Below are 25,753 nucleotides of genomic sequence, written 5' to 3' on the forward strand. Positions count from 1 at the left end.
TTACCCATTCCCAAAACCCAAAAATGTCCTACTTCACCACCCACCACGACCTCATCCTATCCCGCATTGTCAGCCCAGAAACAGGACTCTACGCCCATCAACGGGACGCATTACTCGCCCTGTATCAAAAAGCCCTACGAGGCGAAATGACCCAAACGCCTAGACAGGCCGCCCTCATCCTCGCTGGAGTGGGGACAGGGAAAACCCTCATACAAACCCTAACCCCCTTCATCCTGGCACCTTGGATGTCGGGACAACAAGTTTTATTCTTGTCTGATAATTGTACCTTGCGCGATCGCACCCTCCGCGAATTCCCCACCACCCCCCAAGGCCACCCCCAATACAACGACTGGCTACTCTACCAACTCAACCTCCTCCCCATCGGACTCCCTCCCCCCACCATAGTCGCCCTCGATGCCAGCAACTTCAACAGCTACGCCTACACCATGCACAGTGCAGACATCCTCATCGGCAATCGGCAATTTGTCCTCAACCTCGTCAACCGAGGCGACCTCAACCCCCAAACCCTCGGCCTCCTCATCATCGACGAAGCCCACTACTCCGCCGCCGCCTCCTACCGCACCATCACCCAATACTTCCCCAACGCCCTCCTCACCTACTTCACCGGATCAAAATTTCGCTCCGACAGTCAACCCCTCCCCCACATCCAATACCAACAAATCCCCGACCAAGACCCCCAAGGCAACCCCCTCCTCCGCTACACCCCCCTCGCCGACCACGAATTCTCCCTGCAACAAGCCTGGCAACTCCACCCCACCCCCATCAAAAAACTCACCCTCCAAGAAGCCACCAGCCAAGCCTTCCTCATCGAAGAAGACGGTCAAGAAATCGCCTACACCCCCGCAGAATTCTTCCAAAAAGCCGAACTCGACCGCCTCTGGTTTCGCAAAATCCTCTTTGCCGACACCTTCTCCCTCCCCGTCCTCCAAAAAGCCGTAGAAATACTCCTGAAAAAACGGGACACCACCCAACAACCCCACAGTATGCTAGTCCGCGCCCTCAACATTGCCCACACCCACCGAGTCGCCAAACTCCTAGAAGACAACTTCCCCCTCCTGAAAAACCGCATCGGCATCATCCACTCCGACCACGACAGTTACGACCTCGCCGGACGACCCAGCGACATCCTACAACGCTTCTACAACGGCGACCTCTGGGTCTTAGTCCATTGTGGCATGGTCGGCGTTGGCTTTGACCACCGTTACGCCTCCGTCAGTTGTTGTCTTTGCATCCTCAAAAGCCTCTCCCCCGCCGAACAAGAATGGGGCCGCATCATTCGCCGCGTCCCCGGAGAGTCCCCCGGCCACTTCCCCAACCTCCACCATCCCAACTGGGGAGTCGTCGTCACCCACGAAAGTCTGCAAATACGTCCCCTCTTTGAACAATTTTTACAAGGCGTGGACAGCGACACCTTACAAGACCTCCCTCCCTCCCGTCCAACCCCCGTCTTGGCACAAGAATACGAAGCCGGAGAAACCGTCTTAACCCTCACCGACACCACCGCCTTAAAAGCGGGGGATACCTTACAACTCTCGGCCTCTGTAGAATCTGTTAAAACAGAAGTAGCGCAACAAGTCAATTTTGCAAAAGAAAAGAGTCCAGAAACCGACGTAGAAAGTGTAAAGCCTCCCCTCCTCTTAAAAGAACCCGAACCCTCCTATAACCAAGAAAAAATCGTCAATCAAATCACCCAACACCTAGAAACCCTACGCCAACAGCAAACCTATCATATCCAAATCGAAGCCATCCTAGACGAAAAACGAATCCAAATCACCCCCACTTGGACAGACATACCCAGAGGTGCAAAAGTGAAACGAGAACGAACCCCCCAACCCCTCCCCGATGCCCAATTTCTCAGCCACGTCAACCTAGACTGGCAAGTAATGGTGGGCAATGAATTACTTTCCTATCAAGAGTACAAAAAGCGAGAAATTCTACAACAAAAAGGACTCTCCTTAGACGAAGACGGAGATATTCTCGCCAACGGAGTCAAACTCCGAGACACCCTTCCCCCTGCCGCCTACGAAGTCTTTTTAAAAGGACTAGAAACCGAAATCAACCAAACCGAAATCACCCCACCTCCAGATAATATTGTCGCCCGTCCCGACAAAGCAAAACTCGAAACCCAGTCCCGCTACGGCGCACAAGTCCGCAGTTTAATCTACGAACTCTTCCGCCAACGCCATTTAATCCCCGACGGAGTAAATGGCACATCATTATTATCCTCTCCCATAAGTTTATTAGAGAAAGAACGGCAACGAATTAAAGCCAAGGGAGAAGAAGTAAAATTTAAAAACAATCAACAGTTCCTCCATTCAGCAGTTTTCGCCCATATCAAAGAGAAAACAGGCCGCAGTTGGTCGGAACACACCGAGGAACAGTATCGAGAAGCCTATCGGTTAGCGAGAGTATATGTAATGCAGTTACAGGAGGCGTTAAAGTGGGGGAGTTGAGTCCCACGCCCAAGAAAAACATTTTTATTTTATGATCAAAAATATTGTATTGTTTAAAAAATGATGCGATTTGACTGGGATGACTCCAAAAGCCAGCTTCTTCAACATCAAAGAGGCTACTCTTTATCAGAGGTAGCTTTCGTTTTTACAGGACATTATGTGGAGCGAATGAAAAATGATGAGCCTGAACAATTCATTGCGATTGGTTATCTTGAGAATACATTGTTTTCGATAATTTATGAAATTCGCTATGATGAAGAAGGAGAATATATTTGGCTCATCACTTATTGGAAAAGTACCAAACGGGAGCGACAAATTTATGAGCAACATTTCTATTGAAGAATTAGAAGCAAAAATTGCAGCCGGAGAAGAGATAGTTGATCAATATTTTGATCCTGCAACCACGCGAGTTGGACAACCTCACTCCGCAATCTCTCGTCGGAGAGCAGAAATGGTGACAACTGAATTAGAACTTCCAGCAATAATGTTAACTGAGTTAGATGGGATAGCCAATGCACTAAATATCAGTCGAGAAGCGGTGATTAAAATGATTTTGAGGCGTTCTTTAGATGAACATTATTTAGCGAAACAAAAACTTTAGGTCATTTTTAATAATAATGTGTAAACGTTACATCTTATAGGAGGCGTTAAATTGGGGGAGTTAGGTGGTAGGTTAGGCAAGACACAGTGTAACCAATACAGCAATTGGCGTTCATAAAGATTCAGGAAAAGAAGAGCTAGATGATAGATTGGGAGATATGAAGGAAAGTATGGTCAACACTATCGCTACTGTTATAGATGCTAACAAAAAACGTAAACCTATACACCACCTTTCTTTAATAACAAGATTATTATCTAATGATTCATCAAAAACTGTACCTTCTGGATATATCATAATTGCTAAGAATCTCAATATAGAGCCGCATATTATAGCAATTGAAATGCTATTAAGTCCTGTGATTCCACTCGATACAGCACAAACTGCTCCAAACCATATAGAAGCCAATGTAATATAAATTTTACTCACATTAACTCGCTCAGGATATCGATTGAAGCTAATTACAAGTCTTGGAGATATCAAACTAACTACCCACAATAATACTAAGAAGAGAAATAAAGTCCATTCTTCAAATAAAGAACCTGTTCCATAAAAATAGTCTGGATAATCCCTCAAAAAATCAAACAGTAATGCGTAACAAAACAGCCAGAATATTAATTTTATAATTAAGAAAACTATACTTTTAAGTATCTCTAAAAAACTTCTTTTGCTATTTTGTTTTGATTGTGTTCGTATCCCTCTTGTTTGACTTTTTTTTACAGGTTTTCCTGCTTTTAAAATTTTGATTGCTTGCGAAGTTAATTCTTTGGTCTTTTGCAACTGTGATTTGAGTGTCTTTATATCTATCTTAATCTTGTCATTAGTTTCTGATTCTTTATTTTCTTGATCTGAAACTTCTGATTCTGGAAACTCTAGTTGATAATTATAATTGACAACTATAATATTTATAATATTTATTTCTTTCTTTTGAGCAACTGTGACTTCTTTGAAAAAAGAACGAAGAGCCTTATCATAAGCTTTGGAAACCCAATCCCCAAACGCTCTTGCTGCCTTACTTTGTTGATTGAAAAACTCTATTAATTGATCCTTAACACTTTCTGTATAAGCAGGAAAACTTTCACCCACTTTGTCTATTTTTTGCATTACTGTATCCGTACAAATGGGAGTATCTGCCGAAATCAAAATAATATCTTTCTCATAAGCATAAATTTTGTCTTTCCCCGTATTAACTTTATATCCATTTCCTCTACGCCTTTCATCAACATAGACGATTTTACCACACCGTTTAAATTTATGAATGAAGCCAACAGTTTCATCTACTTTGTATCTAGGTTGCTCTTTAGCCATATTTTTTACCTCACACAAGATTTATTTACCTAGTTTTACGGTTTGATATTTGATATCTCTTTGTTTTTAATTTTATTCTGAATTTATTTATTGACTCAGAGTAATCATACTGAATTATTGACTCAAACCATCACTTTTTCCTTAGAGTGTAGCAGAGAAATATGTAATCGGCAAGGTAACTTCTTTAACAAAATATATAATTTTTGAAGTTGTAGGGTGCATTAAACGGATGTTCAGTTGTTCAGTTGTTCAGTTGAACGCACCACACCCTTTGGCCTTGGGTGGATATCATGTTGGATGAGTGGTTCGACATTTTCCACCCAACACACATTATACTGGATTTAAGTAAACCCACACCCCATTCTAATCCATGTATCAAGTTACTTTAGAATACGCCAAACAACACTTAGAAGAAATTTTAGAACGCGCTAAAACGGAACCCGGTGGAGTTGTCATTGTGCAGAATGACCAGAATTTTGTCTTGATGAGTCAAGACGAACTAGAGTGTTGGACAGAAACCCAAGAATTACTCCAAGACCCTCATTTATTATCAGACATAGAACAAGCACACAAGGACTATGAAGCAGGAGATATTTTCACAATGGAACAAGCGTTGAGATAAAATTTAAGATGGTTTCCGTGAATAGACAGAATAATGAAAAAATTTGGACAAGATCACATTGTATTCTTAGGAGATACCTTAAAAATACTGGAACAAGAAATAGAAAACCAAAGCATTCATTTAATTTTTGCTGATCCTCCCTATAATATCGGCAAAAAATATGTCAATACAACTGATAAATGGTCAGATAAAGATATCTTTTTAAATTAGTGCTATCAATGGCTTGAGTTATGTCTCAAAAAACTACGCCCCAATGGGACAATATATTTAATGTGTAGTACCCAATTTATACCATACTTGGATATTTACTTACAAGATAAAATTCAAATATTATCGAGAATTATTTGGCATTATGATAGCTCAGGAGTGCAGGCTAAAAACTATTTTGGCTCTTTATATGAACCAATTTTATATGCCGTAAACAACCCAAATTGCTACACCTTCAACGCTGAAGCAATTAAAGTAGAAGCTAAAACTGGAGCAAAACGGAAATTAATTGATTATCGTCAACCAACCCCCACCGTTTATAACTCCAAAAAAGTCCCTGGTAATGTGTGGTATTTTCCCAGAGTGCGCTACCGTATGGCAAAATACGAAGACCACCCCACTCAAAAACCAGAAGCTTTGTTAGAACGAATTATTTTAGCCAGTAGTAATGTAGGAGATACAATTCTCGATCCCTTTGCAGGGACATTTACAACATCCGCAGTGGCTCAGAAACTGAGTAGAAAATCTATTGGTATTGAAATTGAAGAAGACTATATCAAAATTGGACTCAGACGTTTAGGGATTATGACCCATTATCAGGGTGAGTTATTACAACCTCCGCAAAAAAGTTATAAAAAGCCAGAACATAAAACAGGTCAACTGAAACTTTTTTAAAAATGTCTAACGATCACCCTTTTACCCAAGTTATTCTGGAAATTCTACACGAACAATTTGGAGAAGTAGCCAATGATATTTTTAACCAGAGTCCCTTAATTCAATATCTCAACATCAAAACAAAATCTGCTAATCGAGGTTCAAAATCAAGACCTGCTCTGGGAAATCATTATGCAATTTATGTCTTAAGTGATCAATTTACCTGACTTGCGACAAAAATTAGCATCTCTTGTTTCAAATTATAAAATACAAAATGTAATTAATGAAATTATTATTCAGAGTAAGTTAGAGTTTAATATTAATGAGTAGAACCGTGTTTTTTTTCATAACGGTTTACTCTTTTAAAATAGAACCGTCAAAAGCCACAAAATTCTTATAAACCTCCGGCACATCATTTAAAGGGATGCCTTGGTATTCCACCCAAGCATGGGCGGTGAATTGCTCTTGTTGACGGACTCCGATGCGGAAGTCGGCTTCGATGCCTTGGCGGTGTAATAAAGCCCAGAGAACAAGCGATCGCGCTAAACAATTCACCTCCCCCGGCCAATATCCTACCGCCACCTGCACCATCTCCCTCGTCCGTTGCACAGCCCCCCCCTCCGAAGAAAACCTAACCCCCCACAACCGTCTATACACCCCCAATAATCGCCCCTGAGTCCCCTTCAACCCCCGGCGAGGCAACAACACCCACACCACCCCAAACCCTAGCCAAGCAAGGCACAAAACCCCCCAATCTTGCCCAGAAAAAGACAGCGCAGTTTTCAACTTACTCCACAACAACTAACCCATGCTCCCGTAACATCTCTATAAACGATAATAAATCCTCCTTCAACGGTTCAGCCTCCACCTCATACTCCATCAACAACTGCTCATAGGCCCCCTGAATCGACTCCGACGCTTGCAACACCGTGAGCATCCGCGTCCCCACATCATCCAAGCCAAAATACGACTCACTAGCCAAATTCAATAAAACCGACTCCCCCGCTAACTCCTGAAGCAAAACCTCCTCCGCGAGAGAAACCTTATCTGTTAACTCAAATGGTTGCATACCCTTAAAACCCGTGATCAAGGCGCAAGACCTCAAAAACCCTGCGCCCTGTTTTCCCTGTTATCCCCGAAACCGTTTAACTCACCACTAATTGTCCCTCCGTGGTTAAACCAATCGACCCCTCTAACTTGGCATTATCCAACTGAGTGCCAATTAAATTCGCCCCCACTAAATAAGCTCCCACCAGTAACGCACTGGCCAAATTCGTATTGAGTAAATTGGCATTAGACAAATTTGCATCCGTCAAATTCGCCCCAATTAAATTGGCATCACTGAGATCAGAGCGCACCAACTTGGCCTCACTCATATCCGTACTTAACAACTTAGCCGAAACCAAATTGGCGGTACTCAGGTTCGCCCCCCCCAGATCAGCACTACTGAGGTTTGCACTATTTAACTTTGCACCAATTAAATTCGCCCCAACCAACTTAACCGCCCGCAAATTGGCCTCACTCAAACTAGAGTGAACCAACGTGGCAAAGGTTAAATCCGTTCCGCTTAAATTTGTGCCATTCAACGTCGCATCAAAGAGATTAATCCCTTTCGCATCCGCCCCTCTAACATTTGCTCTCGTTAAGTCGGTATTGACTAAATTGGCAAAACTGAGATCAGCCCCACTGAGGTTGGCCCCACTGAGGTTAGCCCCACTGAGGTTTGTACAATAGAGGTTAGCCCCACTCAGGTCCGCCCCACTCAGGTCAAAATTGCTTAAATTGGCGTGACTCAGGTCGCCGCCTTGGCATTTTTTGGTTTCTAGTAATCTTTCGATATCTCCGGTGTTATCAACCATATTGCTTGGAATAGATGGGGTGCTAGATCAAACTGAATTTTATCTCAAAATGTGAGGAGAACTTGTGCGAATCGTTAGCCCGTTCGGGCTTACCATCGGTTTCGGGAGAACCCAACCGAAGCCAACGGCAGCGATTATCTAGGGTATTCAGTGGAATCTTAACAGAAACCGGGAAAACCCTAGTTAATTTTTAATTGGCTGCTCGCCAATGAACATAGGGACGGTTGGCGGAGATATCCGCGTAACGAATGTTCCGGTAGCCTTGCCCTTGGGTTAAATCGACTGTAAATTGCAGGTTTCCTTCTCTGAAGCGAAAAGCATACATGGTCAACGCTTCGGACTGGGCAATCCCTGTACAACTGCTGTATTCTTCCTGTAATGGGGCTTGATACATCACCAGACGGTCTTGAGATTGGACAATTTTTACAGGGAGTTTCGCAATGGGGCTAAAATCGGCGATAACGGTATGATCTGCCCCCCCTTCAAACCCTAGCATCAATTCCCATAAGCCAATGGCCTCTGGACAGTTCCCTCCTTCGGCCTCCACGGTAAAGGAGACATTGGGAACGTCTAACGTGGTGGAGGGGGAAACGGGAGAGGCAACAGGTTCAGAGGGGGGTTGAGAGGTACAACTGACTAATAAGACTCCTAAGAAGGGGATCAGACGGGTTAAATATTTCATAAAATCTATTGTGATACTGTCAGTCGCTCAAGGACGTTCACTTAGGGCGTACTACGAACAAATTAACAATATCTGAATACTTACTAATTATCTATTATCCATTATCTATTATCCACTCAGCCAGATGGCGAGATGATAGAGGAAAGGGGCCAGGAGAATGGCAGGTAAAAAGGAGGCAACTCGAATTTTGGCCACATCAAGTAAATTCAGCCCTAACCCAATAATCATTAATCCCCCAACTCCAGTAATTAATGCAAGACGGGGATCAGTTTCGGGGTTGGGGATGAGGGTGGCAAAGACTCCGGCGGTGAGGGAGAGTCCGCCTTGATAGAGTAAGATGGATAAGGTGGAGAAGCCTACGCCGATGCCATAACTACTGGTTAGCGCGATCGCAGCAAAACCATCCATGGACGCTTTCAACACTAATAACGTATTATCCCCCGTCAAACCATTATTAAGACTGCCCAGAAAGGCCAGGGGCCCAATACAGAATAATAAACTACTGGCCATAAACCCTTCTGTAAACTGTCCTTTACCGCGAAAACGGTGTTTTAGCCCATCTCCCAGTTGCGTTAATCGGTCTTCAAGTTGGGCCCATTCGCCGATTATACCGCCTAATGTAATTGCCCCTAATCCTAAAATCGCCCCATCCACGGCCCCACCCTGAGACTCTGACAAACTCCCGGCCATAGAAACCCCTAACCACAAGGTTAATAACCCTACTCCTTGAGTAATAATGCGTCGCATTTTCTCCGGCAGTCGATGCTGTAATAATACCCCCACCATTGTCCCGAAAAGGACTGTTGCAATATTAATCCAAGTCCCACTGGTTTTCAGAAAAAATGACATTTTAGTTTAATTAATATTTGGAGGAATAGGGAATACAAATAACAAAAAACCTAATTATTAATCAAAATAAAATGTTGAATAACATTTAAAGCGGGGGAAATGACCTCATGGCCCATATCTAACTCATGATAGTCCACCTTGACCCCAGACTCTAATAACTGTTCCTTGGTTTTATAGGCTTCTTGGAGGGGGACAACCATATCTTGACGGCCATGGACTAATAACACGGGGGGAAAAGGGGTAGATTGGGGTTGGGGAGGGTGGTGGAGATAGCCGCTTAAACTACAGACTCCGGCTAAGGGTAATTGTAACCCGGCATCGAGAGCCATTGCCCCCCCTTGGGAAATGCCAATTAACACCGTTTGCGGGAGAGGAATGTCTGTAGTGGCTTCTAGCGATCGCAACCAATGCAACAACAAAAAACGACTTTTCTCTAATCCCGTATAATCCCCACTCTCTAGAGCATACCACGCTCGCCCCCCTGGAACGTGAGGATGGGCGAACGGGGCGTTCGGAAAGACGAACTGATAGTCCGGCAAATTGAACATGGGGGCCAAGGCCACAAAGTCATGGAGGTTTGCCCCCCACCCGTGAAGGGCCACTAAGAGTTTTTTGGCAGGTTTCCCACTGGATGGGGGAATCGAGATTGCATCAAGAGACATAGGCCAACTCTCCCCAACGTTACATAAGCAAAAAACCGCAAATGAATTGCGATTCCTGTCTTTCTATCATCTTGACACAATCCTTCGGAAAGATTGGCAGTTAGGGAAATGTTCTAGCAGATTACAGAAAAATCAGTCATTCATCCATCCGTTTCAAACGGATGGATGAATGACTCTTAACCTTGATGGTTATTGTTATTGTATTGAACCCGAGTCCCCGCCCAGTGGAGTTTTTCCCGTAAGGTGTGATAAAACGAATGTTTCTCTCGCAGGATGATAAAGGTGGCTTGGCATTCCGCTTTACGGACGCAAATGCGTTGCCCTGGCCAGATTTGTGTGGCTAATACCCCATCCATCCAGAGACGAGTGTTTAATTGAGGGTCACATAACGGCCAAATATTCACCACGGACCCCGGTGGTAACAAAATGGGGCGAATGGATAAACTCAAGGGACAAATGGGGGTAACGGCCATCGCTTCCATTCCTGCATGGATAATTGGTCCGTTGGCGGAGGCATTATAACAGGTTGATCCGGTGGGGGTGGAGACAATTAAACCGTCGCCGTGATACTGATCCACCACTTCCCCGTCCACTTCCATTTCCAGAATCGAACTGGGCATCCGGTCGATACTGGCCGGTTTAATACACATTTCGTTTAAGGCTAAATAGCGATCGCTGGCCCGTTCAATATTGCCATGATTCCCTTCTAACAAATAGGCTTGAACCATCATCCGCCGTTGGACTGCATAATGATCGCTGGTTAAACGATCCCACACCTCCTCTAAATTGCCAAAAGTATCCATGGGTTCAGTTAAAAACCCTAAATGGCCGCCCACATTCACCGCCAAAATAGGAATCCCTTCTGGGGCCAAATGTCGGGCCGCGGCCAAGGCCGTCCCATCTCCCCCCAACACAATGGCTAAATCAATTTTTTGGGAGAGGGAAGCCAAAAACACCGGATAGGGGTTATCACTCACCCCACTGGGGCCCATCAACACATTAACGCCCATTTTCTCAAAATAACGAGCGCATTTTTCGGCGGCGGCTTCACTTTGGGAATCTTTCGCTTTATGAATGATAATGACTTGTTTAAGCTGCATTGGGTCTAAACAGTAAACAGTAACCAGTAATCAGTAATCAGTATCCGAAGGCAGAGGGCAGAGGGCAGATGTTGAAGCCAGGAGGAAGTTTGCCGGAAAAAGTGGTCAGAAACTAATCACTGTAAGGCTTTTAGCCAATTTTCAGCGATTTTTAGTTTCACCGAGAGTCATCAATCTTCGGGTTGATAGCAGATTACTCCTCAATCGTCTTTTGCATCCTCTCTGGGTTAACTGGGCGTTTCTGGGTCGATTTGTACCGTTTGGATACTTTGTTCAAATTCCGGTAAACGGTCGGTAAATTGGTCCGCAGAGGTAGCATAGGTGACGATCCAGAATCGTTCTCCTTGTTGGATCATATAGAAAAGTTGTTTCATGGTTGTATTATTGGCTTCAACTTCGCCAAGAATTTTTCCCGCTTGATAGTCTCCCACGGGGACCACTTCTTGTTGTTCGATAGTGTACAGTTGCGACAAGGTTTGACCTACCGCCTCTAAATAATTTTCGAGGGTAATGTCCTCTGGGACCGCTTCCGAGGCCGCATTAACATGGGTGAATTGTTCGGGGGTGTCTCCCTTAAAGTCAAAGGCCACGAGGGCTAAGGCGTTGGGATTATTTTTTAAGGCTTGCAAGCGATCGACATATTCTGGGGCCGCTTCTTTTAATTTTGTTTCAATGGACTCCAAATCAGTGCGAGGATTGCCACCTGCATAATGATTGGGTAAGTTAATCGAGATGCCTTCCCCCTGAATCGCTTGCCAGTCGGCCTCTGTAGCGGTTTCACCGGGATTTTCCTGGTCTGCAACTGGGGTTTGGGGTTCAGGGTCTGGACTGGGGCTAGCGGTGCTGGTATTCTCTGGACTGGTGGAGGTGTCGTTAGGCTGTTCACTACAAGCCACTAAACTCCCCACCAGTAGAAGACTAATGACCAATCCCCGTAACAGGTGTGCCATGGATTTTGTGTTCCTTATGATGTGATCCTCATCTTTCAGCTTAACTTGGATACCCGCTTCTGTTGGAGCAATGTGACATTCTCTCACACCAAAAACTAAGGCTCAAGGGGACTAAAGGTGACGATACTTTGCTCAAAGTCTTCCCGTCGCTGCTCAAATTCATTGCTGGGGGTGGAGTAGGTGACCAGCCAAAATTCGTCTTGGTTGGGAATGGCGTACACTAATTGACTGATTTGGGTTTCTCCGGCTTGGATGTTGACGACGAGTTGGCCGGTGGTTTGATCGTGAATGGCGATCGCATTTTGTTCCTCGATCTCATACCCCAACTCCTGTAAATGACTCACCACCCCATCCATCAGTTGATCAAACTCCACATCTTCAGGTAACGGTTGTTGAGTTACATTCACATTCGTTACAAACCCCGATTGGGAGTTTTCTGTATCAAAGGCGATCAATTGCACCGATTTTTGACTGGCCCGTAATGCTTCACTTAAATTTTGATATTTTTCCCCTGCTCCTTCGAGGTTTTGGGCAATATCTTCAATATCGTCACGGGGATCACCCCCCTCAAACCCTTTGGGTAGATCAAGGGTAATGCCTTTGCCTTCTAGGGAGGCAAAATTCGGATTCGGTTCAACCTCTAAAGTGGACTGAACTTCATTTTCTGTGGCGGTGGTTGAGCTTGCTGTCGCTTGATTTTGGGGTTTAGTTTCAGCGTTACATCCCCACACACTGATAAGGCAAAAACTCAATAACAACAGTCCTTGGAAGGTTCGGATCATAGAAACTAAGAGAGTATTCTAAAGCAGTAAAGAGCAATAAGTTAATGGGTTTGGGTTGATCCCCGAATAATACTAGCATTTCTATCTTCACTTATGCTTGCTGGATCAGGAGGGTCGGGAGCGTCGGGAGGTGGGGGAGATGGGGGAGATCAAGGATTAATGAATTATCAATTATCCATTATCAATTATCCATTATCCACAACAAATTCCGCTAACCCCAAAAACTTAATCCCGTTGGGGGTAATCTCAAAGCGGTAGGGGAGGACTTCTACGCCTTCGTGATAGGCTTGGCGGAGGAGTTGGCCATAGGTGGCATCGGCGCGATCGCCTGGGGCAAAGGTGGGACAATCCCCTCGATTGATAAAATATAAAATCACCGCCTTTGCGTCCGGTTGTACGGCCATTAAGTCCTTGAGATGCTTTTGGCCTCTCGTAGTGACCGTATCAGGAAATAATGCCATTCTTCCCTCAACTAAAGTGGCACTTTTCACTTCCACATAAATCGGAGGATGCTCTGGGTTGTCTGACGTGAGCAAAAAATCAACCCGACTTTTCTGGTCTTGACCATATTTCACCTCACGCTGCACTCTATCATAACGATGAGCGAGTTCGGGGAGTTGGTGGGTTTCGAGTAAATGACGAATCACCCGGTTGGGGAGTCCGGTATTAACCCCCACCCAAGTAGGTTGGGTGTCGTTGACTTGGATCATTTCCCAAGTATATTTTAATTTACGTTTCGGGTTGTCGTGAGAGGACACCTGCACCGGGTTTCCAGGTAAATACAGTCCCGTCATGGGCCCTGTGTTGGGACAATGGGCGGTGATGGTTTCTCCAGAGTCTAGCTGAATATCTGCAAAGAAGCGTTTATAGCGTTTCTGGAGAATTCCCGCTTGTAAGGGAGGGTATTGGTAAATTAAAGAATTGGACATTGTGTTAAGTAATTTATCGGGGGATAGGGGGAGACAATCTGGTTTAATAGGGATGGGACAAATATTAGGTTTAGGTTGGCCTTTTCAACGTGGAAAAACTGATTAAGGGTCTGCGACATTTTCAGACCGATTATTTTAGCAAACATCAAGAACTTTTTGAGCAACTCGCTCACGGACAGCATCCTAGGGCTTTGTTTATTACTTGTTCGGATTCTCGGGTTGATCCCAATTTAATCACCAATGCCCAAGTGGGAGAGTTGTTTGTCATTCGCAATGCGGGTAATATGATCCCTCCCTATGGGGCGACAAATGGAGGTGAAGGGGGGGCAATGGAGTATGCGATCGCTGCTTTAGGGATTGAGGATATTATTGTTTGTGGCCATTCCTACTGTGGGGCCATGAAAGGGTTACTCAAACTGGATGAGCTAGAGGAAAAAATGCCTCTAGTGTATGACTGGTTAAAACAGGGAGAAGCCACCCGGCGGTTAGTCAAGGAAAATTATTCCACTTTACAAGGGGATGATTTACTAGATATTACGGTAGCAGAAAACGTCCTCTCACAAATTGAGAATTTACGCACCTATCCCATTGTTCATTCCCGCTTACGACAGGGGAAATTAAATCTCCATGCCTGGGTCTATCACATTGAGAATGGGGCAGTGTACGCTTATGATGCCGTGCGTCATGCCTATGTCGCCCCGTCGAGCGCTCTCCAACCCATGAAACCGGAAGATTTGATTGAACATGAACCGGATGACCACCCAACCCCCAATTGGTTATCCCCAGAGCAGGCAAACCGTATTTATCGGGGAACTTATTAAGGAAGTCTTATTTCTCTATCACGGTTTTGTTACAATTTGTAAAGAGAGTTATAGCCCGTACAATTATGGAAACTCAAATTAACTGTGCAGAAGCCTGTGTCAATGGTTGCGTATTGGGGGATAAATGCCCCAATAAGGAATACGGAAAACAGGCTTCTCAATTTATTCACAGTACCTCAATGGATAAAATTCACGAAATTGCCGAAGAAGCCCGTCGGAAAAAAATGCTAGAACCTCCCAAATGGGTGATTCCCGATGAAATCTAAATAGTGAGGAGGGATATTCTTGGCAATGTCCCTCTTTTTTAATTAATAATGGGTTTAATTCGTATCCGTTCGTAGTAAGCTCTTTAGAGCTTAAAAAATAGTGAAATTAACCCGTTATTTTAGCCCTTTGATGGATGAGTCAGGGGAATTGATGAACTCCCCTGAGAAAAGACTCATTTCACCCATTGTAACGGGGTTTCCCTTTTAGTCGTGGGGGTTACTCCTAGGCTTTTGGGTGGATTGAATTGGGTTTCTTTACCGATTAGCTGCTGCTTTACAGAATACCTCAATATACTGACGATGGCCTTGGGGAAAAACCACATTTAAGGTTAAAGGATCATCAGTGTCTCTGGAATCACCTGGGCCTTCTACTGCTTGGGTTGTGCCGTTTTGTTCGACTAATTTAATGGGTTTCCGGTTTTTGACTTCGCCACCAGAACTATCAATATAAACCACTAAATTGCCTGTATTGAAGGTGTTGCCGATATCTTGAATGAGTTGGAGAAAATTGCGATCGCTGCCTCCCCGACGCACATCGAATTGGCCATTATTATCAATCACGGTACTATTCACCGTATCCCCCACCCCCACCATTAACGGCATTTCTGCGGGATCAAAATTCTTCTTAACCATCTCTAACAATGCTTCATGATCCTTCGGCGTTTCTCGCACACTAAACTGTTCTCCCAAGGGATATGTTCCAGTGCGTTGGCCATAGTAACGATTGAGAATTGCTAACACTCCCGCTTCTTTAATCGCCCCCCGTAACATAAACTGAAAATCCGTTGTGCCGGAGTCCGTTGGGGTAGCAGGCCGCAGAATTTCTAACCCTTGGTCATCTCGCCCTAAATTGGGAGCATAATGGACAAAGAAAGAGTCTGCGAGTCCTTGTTGGGCCGCATCAGTGAGAAGTTGCTGCATGAGTTGGTGCATGGCTTGTTGTAAGTCCATATACACCTGGGGACGATGACTCAAATGTTCATAAAAAATGTTTAAATTGGCCGTCGGTGAGACTTTATTATCTAACACCGAGGCATCTATACAAGTTTGTAAAACTGAAGGGTCTAAAACCTCAGATTGTTGGGTAAAAAACTGTTGCAAGCACTGTTCAATTTGTTGGGGAACGGCTTCTAAAAACTGCATTTCTGCATCCGTCACACCGGGGTGAGAGACATTCCCCTGACGGTCTTGCCATTGAACTCCCCCAGCCGCTAAACCCGGTAAATATAAGCCTTGTTGTTGGAGGGTTTGGGGGTCGGCATTTTTCTCGATAATGCGGTTAACCCCTCTCGTCCCAATATGTTCCCCATTGGTGAGGACGTAAAAATGACCATCAAAGGAACGGGTGGCTTTAACATAATTGAGATCAATTTCCCGGGTTAGCGGGTTTTTGACCAACCCCATACACACCCCATCGAGGTCTTGAATGATTAACAGGTTTTCGGTTTCAGTCCAGAGTTGTTGTAGGGTGTCGTGGTCGAGGGAGAGGGCGGTTTGATGTAAAGCGGTCACGGTTGTTTTCGGTGAGTTAAGCTACAGTTTGCACTGTAGCACTTTCTGGGGTAATCTGTTCATCCTTAAAATCTAAATAGAAGTAATGGCAAAAACCTTGTAGTGCAACCATCTTGGTCGCTCAGATATCCCCACTTAAATGCGTGACCGATTAATCTTCGATTCTCTTTTGAAATTGCTTTACCTTTTCTACTTTAATTTTACCGTTGTACAGCTAGTTTGGGTTCAGTTCGCAGTAAAGTACAGTAAGCAATTTGATCTTTAATGAATCGAGAATTTTGTTTATAAATCGAGGTATTTTTGGGAATCCCATTGAGTGCCTGTTGTAGTTGTTGACATTGATTTTGCAAGGTGATGGAATCTGCTGCCAGTTCCCCAAAGGTATCAACTTGATTTTCAATATCGGCAAATAAGGTTTGGGTATTTTGAAAAGCGTTGGCGGCGTTTTGTTCCCTCTTGATCTGGTTTTGAACCGTTGCAAGTTGCTTTTCGGACTGGTTGATTTGTTGGGAAATGGTGGTCAGACTAAAGGTATCAGAAGGGATATGTTTCAGAAGTTGTAGGGCTTCTGTGAGTTGCTTTTCTGCTTCTTGCCAAACGTCTAAAGGATAGGGAGGGTTAGGGGTGCGCTGGGTTGCGTCTTGGATGAGTTTTTGGGCTTTTTCGACCTGTTGGAGTTGGTTGTTGAGGGTTTGTAATTGATGTTGGGTGGTGGTAATGGTTTGTTGGGCTTGACTATAAGCAGAACCGGGGAGGTTGGGGATTTGTTTTAACTCTTGAATGGCGGTTTGGCGTTGGGTTTGAGCGGATTGTAAGGCTTCGAGGGTTTCGAGTTGATCGAGGGGAGGAAGGGTGGAGAGGGTGGCTTGAATTTCTGTGTAGGTTTCGTGGGTTTGCAGACTCCGCTCTACGGTTATTCCGGTGTAGCTGAGGGTGATTAAGATTCCGGCTGCGATCGCGCCTTGTTTGAGGCGTTTTTTCTGTTGTTGTTGACGAATTTGTTCCCGTCGAAATTGACTGTCGTTTAAGCAGCGTGTTCCAAAGGCTAATTTTTGTTGTCCGGTTGTTAAATAGGGGGCTAGGTCTTGGGTCAAGCGATCGCATTGGTCTAAGCATTCTTTTCCCACCCATTTCTTTCCCCCTTGCACAAGGATTAGATTTCCTTCTAGATCATAGCCAAGAGCAGTGACACGACCAAAGATCGACATAAAGAGTTTGAGAGTGGGTATGTCTAAAATAAATCCCGTTTGACTATCTTTTCGTTGCGTTAATTGTTGGAGTTTTTGTTGGGACTGTTGAAGCTGTTCTACGGTTTCTTTTAAGTGCGAAACTTGCACTCTCAGGGGTTTTAATTGAAAGTCTTTAAATTTACAAGTGGCGATGCGATCGGTTAACTGTTCACACTGTTCTTGATATTCTGGAAACGAGAGAGGAGCAGGAGATTTTTTATAAATTTGTAAAAATTTTGTATTCGTCAAGCAAGACTCACCCAGTTGAATCAGTGAATTAGCTTGAACCAGAGCCTTATGGAGTTGATTCTGAAACTCTTTTAAAATTGTTAGCAGTTGTTCGAGTTCTAAAGTTTCTGTTTGATAGTAAATTGTTAACTTTCCCTCTGAATTGAGTCCGACTTGAGTAATAGATTGTCCGAGAAGAAATAGTAGGGAGGCTAAGGACTCAAGAGAAAGTGGGAATTGATTGCAGTTTTTATACCGTTTAATCGAAGATTGTAAATGAGTTTGAATTTTTTGGGCTTGTTTTTTTAGCGTTTTAAGTTTTTTGATTTTCTGTAAGCTGGCTTCAGGTTTACTTAACTCTAAATGATGGGTTGTTTGAGTGACTCGTTTAATAACTTTCTCATTAATTGCTTCGATATTTCGTGCGGGTAAATTCGCTCGCAAAAGTTTTTTAATTTTAGTATCTTGAGGAAAATTTTGGAATAAAGTTTGGAGTTTTTGGGCTTGTGCCAAACAGAAAGAATATTGATCAATTAATTTTTTTACTTGCGTCTTGATGTCGGGGAAAGATTGACTGGTATCATCAATATATACCAAGATCATCCCTGATGGTTCGTATTGCAGTTTTTTAAATCGTTTTGAGAATAGAGTAAACAGCATCTCAATAGATGACCCTGTGATTTTATTATCATCGCTTTGCTCTAATTCTTTTATTGTTTTTTGAAAAAATATTTTTATTTTTTCGATTTCTTTAATACTTTGTTCGTTTTTGGACAACTGATTTGCGAGCGAGGGGGACTGATGGAAAGGGAAAATTAATTGAATTTGACTAACTAAGTAGGTGAGTTTTTCTGAATACTGGATTTCTGATGTATCTTGAATTTCAATACAGTGACAGATCGTTTCATTCTGCAAGCAAAAGTTAGCTAAATCAATTAATTCTTGGATTTTAGGGATGGATGACTCAATTTGCTGCTCAATTGTCTGATAACTTTGTAATAAGGTCTGAATTCCACTAGCATCTTTTAAAGTTTCTTGAAAAAATTCAGCTAATGCCTGATCGAATAATTCTTCACCTATTTCATTAATCATTTCCTCAATAATACCACTGAACCATCCCCCATCATCTCCATCTCCATCAAATAACAACATTGTTGCGAGGCCAACCACAGCTTTTGTTCCTTGGGCAAGCATCATTTTGTTATGGGCTGCTTGCAGTTGTTGAAGAATGAGTTGAGTTTCTTGTGTTTTCTCTAATAATATTTGATAAGATTGTTCTAGGGTCTGTTTCTGTTGTTGTAATGCTGGCAGACTTTCAAAGTTTAATTGCAGTTGCTTATTAACTTGGTTAATTTCTAGAGAGAGTTGTTCTAAGGGGTTCATGGTTCGCTCCTCTCGCTCTTGAGGTTAATGATATAATTATTGGTTTAGATGCACTCTGTTTTTCAAGATTAATTTAGGATTACGTTTAGGCTGCTTTAATTGTTTATTCACGCTTCTATTCACGCTCTCTAGAGTTAACATGATTTGCTCTTTTTATGGAGTGTGTTTTTTTTATAATTATAGCACATTCAACAAATATAAATATTTTGATTGGAGTATCGAGTTTTGAGGAAATTTGTGATAAAGTTAGATATACTAATTCATTATGGTACAACGTTTTAAACATGATTGAAATCGAAACTCTCAAAACCGAAATTCAAAACCTATCCCCAGAAGCGCAGCAAAAAGTAGCCGAATTTGTCCAATCCCTCAAAGCAAATGCTGAAAAAAATCAAGCTCAGTCAGTCCCATTAAAATTAGAAAATCACCACTTTGTCGGAATGTGGAGTGATAGACCCGAAACCCAAGACAGTCAACAATGGGTGCGAAACCTTCGTCAGAATCAATGGACTCGTTAATATGCAGAAATTACTCATCGATACCGATATTCTAATCGACATTGCCAACGATGACAATACTGCCAAAAAACGCCTTATCCAAGAATCTCAACAATATCAGCTAAATATTTCCAGCATCACAGAAATGGAATTAATTGTCGGTTGTCGTAACAAAGCAGAATTACAACATCTCAATCAATTTCTTAACCAATTCTATCGATTAAACCTAAACGAAGTAATCTCCAAAACTGCTATCCAACTCATACAAACCTATAACCTAAGCCATAACCTACTGATTCCCGATGCCCTTATTGCTGCAACAGTCATTTCAGAAAATATTGCTCTACTCAGCAAAAATCAAAAAGACTACCGTTTTATTCCTAATCTTAATTTGTTGAACTATCCATAAACTCATTTCATTCTAGTTAGTTAAATAAAATAATTTTCATGCGTCCTGAATAGATAAAGCGGGATTATCTTTCTAAAAAAAGAAACTATCGCTTTTCTAAGACCCACGCTACAACACAGAGGGCGATTCCTGCTGCAATGAGTAAATATAAACCGATACCAACTTCTATAGAAGAAGAAACCATTGCTCCAAAAGGATTATCATCACTCATATCAGACACGATGCTATTCAAATCAGAAATTTTCCAGAGTCCAATAAATGCAGCGAGTCCTGCTGGAATGGTTGCCCCTAAACGAAAATTTCCGACTAAGGGAGTTAAGCGATCGCCCCGCAAGCTCAAGACAATAGCAGGTATAAATAAAATTAGGGTGATCCATCCATCTCCCCTTGCACCAGAAACACTGCCTACCATTGGAGCATGAAGCCAAGGGAGAAAGGTGGCCAAACACCCAAGGATAGCTATTCCTAAAATTGCCAGTCTTTGTTTGTGGAATGCTTCTAACAGTTGAGTCAATCCAGTGTTACCTTGACTGATTTCACTGGAAGTTTTGTAATTTTTTTGTAAACGCTGACTATTGTGTGATGAGGTAGAGCGATTATTGGTTTGAGTTTTTGCTGATGGGAAATCAATTGTTTGTTGCCAGATTGTAGTAGGTTGGCCTTTCTTTTTAGCATGAAGCTGTACGGTTTGTAGTTTTGGACTATTAATTTTTGTGAGTCCTTGGCGCACCAAATTGGTCATTGCGTCTTGAGCAGGGACTTCTTCACCTTCCAGCATCAGGTTCAAACATCCCTCTTTGAAAGAGTATTTCACGACTTGAATCTTTTTTGTCTTGAGAGATTGGTTGATGAGGGTAGCGATCGCTTTTGCATTACCCTGTTTGGCCTGTTGGATGAGTTGTGGTTGTGTCATGGCTAGAAGTTGATAGAGGGGTGACTATTATCTGAGCATTCCTTTGGTTTTTATGTATCTCGCCAATCACCTGTCACACTCAAATTTTCTTTATTTTTTCCAGAAAAATACAAATCCGCTAAAATGCCTTCAATTCCTTTTTTATATTCTGAAGAAGTGGGCTTTAGATTTAAAGAATCTTGCAATTTTGGTAACTGAAAATCAGGCATTTCATAGTTAGGTATAGATAAACCAAAGGCAATCGTGAAACGATGAGAATACTTTGGTTTTATACCATTCATTTTGAAATTTTCAGGAGACTCTTTAAGAGTAACATCTTTAAATTTTAAAGGACAATAATCATTTGAGCGGTACTGTTTAAATGCTGTATAAGTAGACTCAATCGCATAACGGTAAAATTTAGAATCACATCCTCCTCCACCTAGCAAAATTTCTCCGTTAGTATTTTTGGAAATCAATGCAGTTACTAAATGAATTGCTCGCTCCCATAACATCAACTCTAATAACATTCTTGTATTATTACTAGAGATTTTAATTTTTTCTTGATCAATGGCTTTTTGGGTAATATAACGACTAGGAACATAACTAAGCTCATAATTCTGTAATATTGCTTGATCTGCACTTGCGATAAATTCTTTTTGTTTAGGCTGAATGTCAAACGTTTTAATTAAAGCACTTATTTGATCCGCTAAATCTTCATAATCGCCATTTAGCAAATTTTGTACCTTTTCAAAAGGGATTTTAGATTCTGAAGCAATACCATAAGCTATAGCATCTATACCAATTGGAGGAGTATAGGCTTTGATTGCAGAAATATTAGGTAATCCTCCTTCAATACCAAGATGAAACGAACAAAATTCAGTTGTTCCACTTCCAATATCAACGTATAGAAATTGTCCTTCTTTTCGTTCCCGTGATGTTGCATAAAAGTAAGTACCTGCTGCTACTTCTGGTACAGCAAAACAAGGGATTTGGTCATCAATCTTAGATGTAAGGGTTTGAGTAACTGCTTTTAAGTCAGAAAAAGTTAATGAATCTAAATCCAATTCCTCAGTAAGCAACCATGCTATACGCAATACCCGTTCAAAACAAGTTAGGCTAGGAGAATTGCAATATTGTACAGGTACGCCTACGTTAGCGCTCCATTCTAATTCTCGATTTTTAATTCGTTGAGGATATTTTTGGCAAAACCAATTTTTAACCTTTTTTATCACTTGAGCTAAATAGTAAGCTCCTAAGTTTTCTAAATTTTTAGGCAAATTTAGATTATCACCTTTGTATTGAGGGAGTGGACTAAACTCAAATAAGTGGTTTTGTTGGGGTAGATCAATATTTGCTAAACGCATTTTTAGAAAATTTACCTCAAACATATTAGGAGATTTACACTTATCCCATTCTGGTTTAGTTAACCCTGCTAATAGTCGTCCATTACTTAAAATTCCAATCTTAGATAATAAAAATGTACCATCTAACGATAAATCTTTAAAAACAACTATTTCAGATTGCTCTGTGTCATTGGCTTGAACACAAATTTTGCTAAAACTTGTTCCCCAGTCAATCCCAATATTGATACTTAATGTTGAATTAGACATGATTTTTCTCCTCGATAAAGATTAATCCTGCTGCTAATGTAGGATTTTTTTCTGTAATTGTACGTTTTTGATCGATTTTGTCTAGAGTTAGTTGCAAATTTTGCTGTAACTTAGAGATTTGACCTTCAAAGGCAGGAATCACTTTAGTTTTATTTTCTGCCTTTAAAGTTTTGATTCTTTCCTGTATTTCATATATTTTGCGTTCATGAAAGCTCTTAGCTTTATTTTCTTGAACATTGCACCAATCCTCATTTTCTTTTTTAAAGTCTTCAGATGCTTCAAAAAATTCATCTTGTAAAAGCTCATCACAATGATCATAGAGTTGTAGTATTTTTTCAAAATCTTCAATTAAGTTCTTGGCATTTGTGCGTTGTTTCCCTTGTACTGAAATAACAGAGATTAATTCTTCAGCTAAACTATTAGATAAACATTCTTGATCCTCCAAACGCATAATTTTCTGAACTAACTTATTTTCTTGACGTAACCCATCAAACTGCCAAATTTGTATAATATAAACATAAATTCCAATAATAAGTTCACTATCAATTATTTTTGCTTGTTTATCAGTCAGTCTTAGAGCAGAAACCGGATAAAATGTTTGTTGGTTAGACTGATATTGATTTGCTATCCATTTAATTAAAGGATGACTTGGATCGAGTAACTCCCAATTTTTGCGCCCTACTGTATCAGAAATTTTCGGATCAAAAAAGCAAGTTACTGTACGATTAGGTATATGAAGTGATGTTTGTACTGGTAGCTTCTTGTCTTGGCAAAATAATTTTAAGCTATTTTTTGCTTCATCAGCTAGTTGTATATCAAAAACATGATTTTGATCACTTTTAGGTTTTATAATTGTTCCAGGATATTGAATTTGAAAGTAATCATTAACAAAGCTTTCTAACTCTTCTGGTTTTAACCATCGTCCTTTGCTACGACTTTTATTGATATAGTCAAATATATAATCAGAAAAAGCGACTAAATTAATTGCTTCATTCTCTAACTGTCTTTGCTGTGAAATTTGATAAGTAATTGCCCGAATTTTTTGTTCTTCTAATTTTTGTCGATCTGATTTATTGAGATTAGGATTAAGAAGCTCAAGGAGTAGTTGTTCTGTGAGATCTCCTAAAATTTCTTCAACATCACCAATACTTTCTTTAAAAATATTTATCCTTTCGTATAATCTTTCTAAAATACGTTCTTCAATAGTATCAACCAAACTAAAATTAATGATTGAAATATTTTTTGCTGTCTGTCCAATACGATCTAACCTTCCAATCCTTTGCTCAACACGCATGGGATTCCAAGGTAAGTCATAATTAATTAAGACTCGACAAAATTGTAAATCAATCCCTTCACTTCCTACTTCGGAAGATAAGAGAATTGGAATTTGAGAGTTATTCTTAAATTCAGCAAGAATAGTTTGTTTTTCTTCTCTTTTCATACCACCTTGAATAAGGCAGCTTGTTATTTGATCTTCATTTAATCTTTTTTTAAGATAGTGTAATGTACCTTTAAAATAAGCAAATAAAACAAACTTTTCTTTTGGATGCTTTGAGAGTTGATCTTTTAAAAACTCAATAAGTTTCTTGTATTTAGTGTCATTATAAATTAATTCATTAATATCTACATCGTAATCGAAAGAAAAGTTAGAATCATATTGTCTTGATTGGTTAGGCAATCTGCCAAGGTCTTCCCAGAAAAATTCACCACTTTCATCATATTCTGATTCATTATCTAAAAAATCATTAAGTTTATCTTGTTTTTTCCAAGACTTCAATGCAGCAACCATACAACTAGCCATCTGTCGCTGTCGTGCAATTAAACTAAATACAGCTACCCCTCTTTGTCCATAAGCTTTTTTGCGAATACTTTGAGTAACTTTAGTATAAATTTGTTTTTCTAATTCTGAAAAGTGGACACTAAGAACCTGTGGTGAACGTTTAGCTCTTTCCATTACATCACGTTTGCGAGTTCGGGTCATGTATTGACCAAATAGAGAAGAACTTTCTAAAATTTGAGCATATTTAACTTTAGTTTCCTCTGAAAGGAAACCATTTTTTAATTGCTCAAGTTCTGAAGCAACTTGTTTTAACCTAGAGTTATTAGAAAAGTATTGTGATTGTAGGGCTTCTTCAATTGCTTGTTTGGCTTGATTGATTTTCTCATCTGACTCACTATCTAACGCACTAGATATATTCCAAATTAAACTTAAAGCCTGAATAATAGGTCTATTTGCGTCTAACATAGATTGAAAATTAAATGAGTCATAAAAATCTTCAGGACTAATCAAACGTAAAAGTTGATATAAGTTATCACTACGAATTTGAATGGGAGTAGCTGTTAACAAAATCAAATGTTCTGAAGCTTCACGGAAAAGACGAGCGAGCTTATTATTAGCTGTTTCTGGATTTCGTAAATAGTGCGCTTCATCAAAAATGACCAAATCAAATAACTTTGTTTCTTGCGTGCTGTATTGATTTAATAAGCGAGCTAATTCTGCTCTTGTTCCTTTTGTTTCTTGATCATCCCAATTTTTGGGAGGTCTTGTTCCCTCTAAACTAGCTACATATATGAATGAATGAGGTTGACCAGTTTTAGAAAAATTTTGTAATTTATTGAATAATTCCTTAGCTTTTAAAACTTCGGCATAAAGATTAAATCTATTTTTTAAGTCATTAACCCATTTATCTCTAAGCATAGATGGACAAATAATTATTAATCGCCTTGCATCTTCTCTAGCTTGTATTTCTTTCCATATATACATTGATTCGATTGTTTTACCCAAACCGACTTCATCTGCAATTAGTATGCGCCCAATGGGGGAATCTAAAAATTTCATTACAGGTTTAAACTGATAAGCATAAAAGTCTGTATTACTAGACTCCATGCTATAAAAGACATTAGTAAGATGTCCTTTAACTTTTTCAAAGGTTAAAATTTGTCTTAAATTACTAGGTTTACCGTAAATTCCTTTTTTAAATAAATCTCTAAGACTTTCTTGATCTAGACAAAGCTCTAGGTCTTTGTATTTTTTGCGAGCAACTTCATTAGGACCAAAACGAATTTCTACAATTAGCCCTTGTGGATGCTTTCTGGTTTTACCTGTAGTGACTCCTTCACGGCCACTATTTGTTAGGCGAACTCGTTGATTAGGGACTTCCGGATTCCAAGATAATTCTTGATTAGACATAAAAAATGATTTAATTGACTTTGTGTCTTGTAATTAG

At 41.1% G+C, this 25,753-nt stretch carries 24 protein-coding genes and 1 pseudogene; 9 read left to right on the top strand and 16 right to left on the bottom strand.

From position 1 onward, the window contains the following. Positions 1-23: 23 nt before the first annotated feature. The 3 genes from PN462_RS09460 to PN462_RS09470 are packed head-to-tail and all read left to right on the top strand — an operon-like array spanning position 24 to position 3,075. The gene (locus PN462_RS09460) at positions 24-2,474 is read left to right on the top strand and encodes a DEAD/DEAH box helicase (RefSeq protein ID WP_272127882.1); all 2,451 of its coding nucleotides are present in this window, start codon (positions 24-26) and stop codon (positions 2,472-2,474) included. 60 nt (positions 2,475-2,534) lie between these two features. Continuing rightward, positions 2,535-2,813 (top strand): BrnT family toxin, encoded by a 279-nt coding sequence (locus tag PN462_RS09465; RefSeq protein ID WP_272127884.1) that lies wholly within the window; start codon positions 2,535-2,537, stop codon positions 2,811-2,813. Further along, positions 2,794-3,075, top strand: coding sequence for a hypothetical protein (locus PN462_RS09470; RefSeq protein ID WP_272127885.1), 282 nt, complete (start codon positions 2,794-2,796; stop codon positions 3,073-3,075). The genes PN462_RS09465 and PN462_RS09470 overlap by 20 nt, the downstream gene beginning before the upstream one ends. Before the next feature lie 111 nt (positions 3,076-3,186). Here the strand turns inward: PN462_RS09470 and PN462_RS09475 are convergent, their stop codons facing one another. Continuing rightward, entirely contained in the window at positions 3,187-4,380 is a 1,194-nt protein-coding gene (locus tag PN462_RS09475; RefSeq protein WP_272127887.1) for a hypothetical protein, read from the bottom strand. Positions 4,381-4,750: 370 nt separating this feature from the next. Between PN462_RS09475 and PN462_RS09480 the strand changes: the two genes are divergently transcribed. Both PN462_RS09480 and yhdJ read left to right on the top strand, forming a co-directional pair. Continuing rightward, positions 4,751-5,002 (top strand): type II toxin-antitoxin system Phd/YefM family antitoxin, encoded by a 252-nt coding sequence (locus PN462_RS09480; RefSeq protein WP_272127888.1) that lies wholly within the window; start codon positions 4,751-4,753, stop codon positions 5,000-5,002. Between the two features lie 33 nt (positions 5,003-5,035). Then, positions 5,036-5,884: pseudogene (yhdJ, locus tag PN462_RS09490) on the top strand (adenine-specific DNA-methyltransferase). A gap of 333 nt (positions 5,885-6,217) precedes the next feature. Here yhdJ and PN462_RS09495 read toward each other — a convergent pair. The 10 genes from PN462_RS09495 to sfsA all read right to left on the bottom strand — a co-directional run bounded on the left by PN462_RS09495 (position 6,218) and on the right by sfsA (position 13,676). Next, positions 6,218-6,649, bottom strand: coding sequence for a lasso peptide biosynthesis B2 protein (locus PN462_RS09495; protein WP_272127890.1), 432 nt, complete (start codon positions 6,647-6,649; stop codon positions 6,218-6,220). A 1-nt stretch (position 6,650) separates the two neighbouring features. Further along, on the bottom strand, positions 6,651-6,932 hold the full coding sequence (locus PN462_RS09500) for a PqqD family protein (RefSeq protein WP_272127891.1): 282 nt from the start codon (positions 6,930-6,932) through the stop codon (positions 6,651-6,653). A 76-nt stretch (positions 6,933-7,008) separates the two neighbouring features. After that, positions 7,009-7,722 carry a pentapeptide repeat-containing protein gene (locus PN462_RS09505; RefSeq protein ID WP_272127892.1) on the bottom strand — a complete coding sequence of 238 codons (714 nt, stop codon included), beginning with the start codon at positions 7,720-7,722 and terminating at the stop codon, positions 7,009-7,011. Between the two features lie 190 nt (positions 7,723-7,912). Beyond that, a complete protein-coding gene (locus PN462_RS09510; RefSeq protein ID WP_272127893.1) occupies positions 7,913-8,404 on the bottom strand; it encodes a hypothetical protein in 492 nt (163 codons plus the stop codon). Between the two features lie 108 nt (positions 8,405-8,512). Continuing rightward, on the bottom strand, positions 8,513-9,253 hold the full coding sequence (locus PN462_RS09515) for a DUF554 domain-containing protein (RefSeq protein WP_272127894.1): 741 nt from the start codon (positions 9,251-9,253) through the stop codon (positions 8,513-8,515). Between the two features lie 50 nt (positions 9,254-9,303). Then, positions 9,304-9,915, bottom strand: a complete 612-nt coding sequence (locus PN462_RS09520; RefSeq protein ID WP_272127896.1) for an alpha/beta hydrolase — start codon at positions 9,913-9,915, stop codon at positions 9,304-9,306. A gap of 176 nt (positions 9,916-10,091) precedes the next feature. Next, positions 10,092-11,015, bottom strand: a complete 924-nt coding sequence (locus PN462_RS09525; protein ID WP_272127897.1) for an NAD(+) kinase — start codon at positions 11,013-11,015, stop codon at positions 10,092-10,094. Between the two features lie 227 nt (positions 11,016-11,242). Further along, positions 11,243-11,965, bottom strand: coding sequence for a hypothetical protein (locus PN462_RS09530; RefSeq protein WP_272127898.1), 723 nt, complete (start codon positions 11,963-11,965; stop codon positions 11,243-11,245). Positions 11,966-12,060: 95 nt separating this feature from the next. Then, complete coding sequence (locus PN462_RS09535; RefSeq protein WP_272127899.1) at positions 12,061-12,747, bottom strand: DcrB-related protein; 687 nt, start codon at positions 12,745-12,747, stop codon at positions 12,061-12,063. A 185-nt stretch (positions 12,748-12,932) separates the two neighbouring features. Beyond that, complete coding sequence (gene sfsA, locus PN462_RS09540) at positions 12,933-13,676, bottom strand: DNA/RNA nuclease SfsA (RefSeq protein WP_272127900.1); 744 nt, start codon at positions 13,674-13,676, stop codon at positions 12,933-12,935. Positions 13,677-13,765: 89 nt separating this feature from the next. On the opposite strand from sfsA, the gene PN462_RS09545 reads away from it, so the two are divergent. Further along, positions 13,766-14,497, top strand: a complete 732-nt coding sequence (locus PN462_RS09545) for a carbonic anhydrase (protein WP_272127902.1) — start codon at positions 13,766-13,768, stop codon at positions 14,495-14,497. A gap of 65 nt (positions 14,498-14,562) precedes the next feature. Beyond that, positions 14,563-14,763: a hypothetical protein gene (locus tag PN462_RS09550; RefSeq protein ID WP_272127905.1), complete on the top strand. Its 201-nt coding sequence runs from the start codon at positions 14,563-14,565 to the stop codon at positions 14,761-14,763. Positions 14,764-15,018: 255 nt separating this feature from the next. Here PN462_RS09550 and stpA read toward each other — a convergent pair whose 3' ends face one another. Both stpA and PN462_RS09560 read right to left on the bottom strand, forming a co-directional pair. Next, positions 15,019-16,275, bottom strand: a complete 1,257-nt coding sequence (gene stpA / locus PN462_RS09555; RefSeq protein ID WP_272127907.1) for a glucosylglycerol 3-phosphatase — start codon at positions 16,273-16,275, stop codon at positions 15,019-15,021. Between the two features lie 200 nt (positions 16,276-16,475). Continuing rightward, the gene (locus PN462_RS09560; protein ID WP_272127909.1) at positions 16,476-19,115 is read right to left on the bottom strand and encodes a hypothetical protein; all 2,640 of its coding nucleotides are present in this window, start codon (positions 19,113-19,115) and stop codon (positions 16,476-16,478) included. Between the two features lie 284 nt (positions 19,116-19,399). Between PN462_RS09560 and PN462_RS09565 the strand changes: the two genes are divergently transcribed. Further along, positions 19,400-19,633 (top strand): hypothetical protein, encoded by a 234-nt coding sequence (locus tag PN462_RS09565; protein WP_272127911.1) that lies wholly within the window; start codon positions 19,400-19,402, stop codon positions 19,631-19,633. Between the two features lies 1 nt (position 19,634). Continuing rightward, positions 19,635-20,021: a type II toxin-antitoxin system VapC family toxin gene (locus PN462_RS09570; RefSeq protein WP_272127912.1), complete on the top strand. Its 387-nt coding sequence runs from the start codon at positions 19,635-19,637 to the stop codon at positions 20,019-20,021. An 85-nt stretch (positions 20,022-20,106) separates the two neighbouring features. Here PN462_RS09570 and PN462_RS09575 read toward each other — a convergent pair whose 3' ends face one another. Genes PN462_RS09575 through PN462_RS09585 form a run of 3 tightly spaced genes read right to left on the bottom strand, consistent with a single transcriptional unit; the run spans position 20,107 to position 25,716 of the window. After that, positions 20,107-20,934: a hypothetical protein gene (locus PN462_RS09575; protein ID WP_272127914.1), complete on the bottom strand. Its 828-nt coding sequence runs from the start codon at positions 20,932-20,934 to the stop codon at positions 20,107-20,109. Between the two features lie 50 nt (positions 20,935-20,984). Then, entirely contained in the window at positions 20,985-22,526 is a 1,542-nt protein-coding gene (locus tag PN462_RS09580) for a hypothetical protein (RefSeq protein WP_272127915.1), read from the bottom strand. Then, positions 22,519-25,716: a helicase-related protein gene (locus PN462_RS09585; RefSeq protein WP_272127916.1), complete on the bottom strand. Its 3,198-nt coding sequence runs from the start codon at positions 25,714-25,716 to the stop codon at positions 22,519-22,521. The genes PN462_RS09580 and PN462_RS09585 overlap by 8 nt, the downstream gene beginning before the upstream one ends. Positions 25,717-25,753 lie beyond the last annotated feature (37 nt).

Source organism: Spirulina sp. CS-785/01 (genome assembly GCF_028330525.1).
Lineage (GTDB): Bacteria > Cyanobacteriota > Cyanobacteriia > Cyanobacteriales > Spirulinaceae > JAQMSD01.